At 40.9% G+C, this 3,422-nt stretch carries 4 protein-coding genes; all 4 read left to right on the forward strand.

Translation table 11 applies throughout. The features are described 5' to 3' along the window. Positions 1 to 38 precede the first annotated feature (38 nt). A complete protein-coding gene (locus ACJ751_RS25575; protein WP_407748372.1) occupies positions 39 to 647 on the forward strand; it encodes a TetR/AcrR family transcriptional regulator in 609 nt (202 codons plus the stop codon). Positions 648 to 691: 44 nt separating this feature from the next. Further along, entirely contained in the window at positions 692 to 2,062 is a 1,371-nt protein-coding gene (locus ACJ751_RS25580; protein WP_407748373.1) for a TolC family protein, read from the forward strand. 17 nt (positions 2,063 to 2,079) lie between these two features. Continuing rightward, the gene (locus ACJ751_RS25585) at positions 2,080 to 3,129 is read left to right on the forward strand and encodes an efflux RND transporter periplasmic adaptor subunit (protein ID WP_407748374.1); all 1,050 of its coding nucleotides are present in this window, start codon (positions 2,080 to 2,082) and stop codon (positions 3,127 to 3,129) included. Positions 3,130 to 3,140: 11 nt separating this feature from the next. Then, on the forward strand, positions 3,141 to 3,422 hold a 282-nt coding region (locus ACJ751_RS25590; protein ID WP_407748375.1), incomplete at its 3' end, for an efflux RND transporter permease subunit.

Consider the following 3,422-nt stretch of genomic DNA (forward strand, 5'->3'; position numbering starts at 1 on the left):
CAGTGTTCAATAAATTTGCACTATCATTTTAATTAACGATGGGTATAGCAGAAAGAAAACAGGAGGAAAAACAGGAAATGCACAAACGGATACTGACTGGTGCCCGTAAAATATTTCTTGAAAAAGGCTATGAACAAACAAGCATGCGCAATATTGCGAATGAAATTAATTATAGCCCCGGCTCAATCTATTTTTATTTTAAGGATAAAAGTGAAATTTTCCATGAGCTGCATAAGGAAGGTTTCCACTTGCTGGTCAATCAGTTAAAAGTATTGAATAAAGTAGCAGACCCTTTTGAGCGGTTAAAAGCCATGGGACGCATTTTCATTCAATTTGCGAAGGACAATAAAGATTACTACAATCTGATGTTTATAGTTGATGAACCCCAAAAAGTATCTGAAACCGGTGGCTTTAAAATAGCGCAGGAAGCTATAAACCAACTATCGGCTGTCATTAAAGAATGCCAGCAGAAAGGAAGGTTCAAGGGTATGGATCCGGAGTACTTTACTTTTATGATCCTTTCCGCCATGCATGGTATTTGCGCCCTGTTCTGCACAGATCGTACAACAAGTTTTGTGGGCAAGACCAATGACGAACTGATGCACCACGGTTACGAGTGTTTCGTTGCTTTACTCGAAAAGAGTTAAGCTTTTTTTTGCCCTATTATTGAACAGTGTTCAAATTAATTACAGTGATTAAACAAGCACCTAAAAACAGATTATTCCGGCATTTCCTTCCTGTCGCATTTGCCGTTATTGCCGTTCATCCATTGAAAGCCCAAAGCAAGCTGGATGAATATATAAGGGAAGGACTTACATCCAACCAGAGCATTAAACAGCAGACTTTTTTGCTCGAAAAAAACGTGTATGCCCTGAAGCAGGCAAAAAGTATGTTCCTGCCAGACGTTTCTTTTTTAACTACTTATACGAAGGCTGAAGGGGGACGTACAATAGATTTCCCAACAGGTGATCTGCTGAACGGAGCGTACGCTACGTTAAATCAACTGACCGGAAACAATTCATTCCCTCAACTTCAGAACCAGCACATCCTGATAAATCCCGATAATTTTTATGATGCAAAATTTCGTACAAGCCTACCCATTCTAAATGCGGAACTTATTTATAACAAAAGAATTAAACAGCAACAGGTTGATCTGCAAAGATCAGAAGTACTGCTTTACAAACGTGAACTGGTAAAAGAGATCAAAACGGCCTACTACAAATATTTAAAAGCGACCAACGCTATTATGATCTATGAATCTTCGCTTAAATTGGTTGAAGAAGGACAACGGATCAATACCGCCCTTTATAACAATAATAAAGTAAACCGTACAGCTGTAATTCGAAGTAATAACGAGGTTTCAAAAATAAACGCTTCCCTTATTACAGCCAGCAAAACAGCAGAATCCGCCCGCTATTATTTCAATTTTTTGCTGAACCGTCCCCTGACAGATAGCATACGGTTAGATACTATGACAGCATTACCCAGGCAGGAGGATCTGCTCAACGCTACTGTAAACAACAGGGAAGAGTTGACTAAACTAAAGATCGTAAAAGATATTAATGGCAGTCTGAACGGCCTTTCAAGATCCTATCTCATTCCTACAATAGGCACTTACCTGGATCTTGGTTCGCAAGCCTTTGACTGGAAGTTTAACAAACAAAGTCGCTACTATTTCTGGGGAGTATCGCTGCAATGGGATCTTTTTTCATTTGGTAAAAACTCTTATAAAATAAAACAGACGGAGTCTGACCGCCAGGCCATAGCCGCCCAGACAGATAATGTGCAACAACAACTGCTTACGGAACTTAAAGTAAGGCAGAATGATATGCAAAGCGCCATTGCCCAGTATAACTCGGCACAATCGCAACTAAAAACTGCCCAAACCTACTACAATGATGAGTTGAAATTATATAAGGAAGGCATGGCCATCTATGTTGAACTGCTGGATGCGCAAAATCAACTGATCGATGCCCAATTAAATGCAAACATTGCGCTTTTCGACACCTGGATCGCTTATGCTGCGATAGAACGCGCCAATGCCAGTTTTATCATTCAATAAATAAAAAAAGAACTATTATGACACCTATAAAATTACTGACCGTTGTTGCAGTAATCTCGATTGTATATTCCTGCAAAGAAGAAGACAAGGCAAAAAATTCACTGGCTGTAGCGGATGTTATCCCCGTAAAGACTGCCGCTGTAGCTGCATTGGAATTACCCAAAAAGATAAGTGCTACAGGGCTTGTAAGCACAGAAAACGAAGCCAGATTTTCTTTTAAAATAGGTGGGATAATCAGCCGTGTACTGGTAGAAGAAGGCCAGTTCTTTCGAAAAGGGCAGTTGCTCGCTACACTCAATTCAACTGAAATTTCTGCCGGACTGGCACAATCCAGTTTAAATGTTGAGAAGGCGCAGCGTGATTATGAACGGGCTGTTAATCTTTACAAAGACAGTGTGTTTACACTAGAGCAGTTGCAGAATACCAAAACAGCCCTGGATATTGCTCAAAAAGCAAAAGAGGCAATAGCTTTTAATGAACGCTATTCACAAATTTATGCGGCCTCAGATGGTTTTGTAAGTCAGAAGATGGCCAGTGAAGGAGAAGTGATCGGGCCCGGCATGCCAGTGCTTGCCATTAACGAAACACATGGGAACAATAACTATTTACTTAAGGTTGGGGTAACAGACCGGGAATGGGCAATCATTAATTTGGGGCAAACGGCCACAGTAACGCTGGATGGATATGCTGATAAAAAAATTGACGCGTTCGTGTTTCGTAAGTCGCAGGCGGCAGATCATACCCTTGGCTCCTTTCAGCTGGAACTGAAATTGAAATTAAAGGACATTAAACCGGCGGTGGGCATGTTTGGCAAAGCGGAAATAGCTACCAATCAGAACGACAATGTGAAGGTGATCCCATATGGTTCGCTGGTAGAAGCAGATGGCGACAAGGCATTTGTATTTACCCCAGACGGAACCGATAAGGTCAGGAAAATTCCGGTAATTATTTCAAAGGTCGACAATCAACAGGTTTATCTGAGAGAAGGACTTGATGGCGTGAAAGAAATTGTGATCTCCAATAGTGCCTATCTAAATGAAAAATCTACAATAAAAATTATCAGGTAATAATTACAGCTATGAAGATCACAAATTTTGCCGTTAAAAACTATCAGTTCACGCTCATTATATTTCTGCTGTTTGCAGTAGTGGGTGTACTTACCTTGTTTACAATGCCTCGTTCGGAAGACCCCACCACACATGCGCCGCAGTATCTTATAACTGTCATCTATCCAGGCACAAGCCCCAAGGACATGGAGGAGCAAGTGGTAAAACCCATCGAGAACAAAATTTACGGTCTGGAAAATATCGACAAAATGCTTACTACCGTTGAAGATGGGGTGGCGGTCATTCAGCCGAAG

It is taken from the genome of Niastella sp. (genome assembly GCF_045805085.1).
In the GTDB taxonomy this organism is placed as follows: Bacteria; Bacteroidota; Bacteroidia; order Chitinophagales; family Chitinophagaceae; genus Niastella.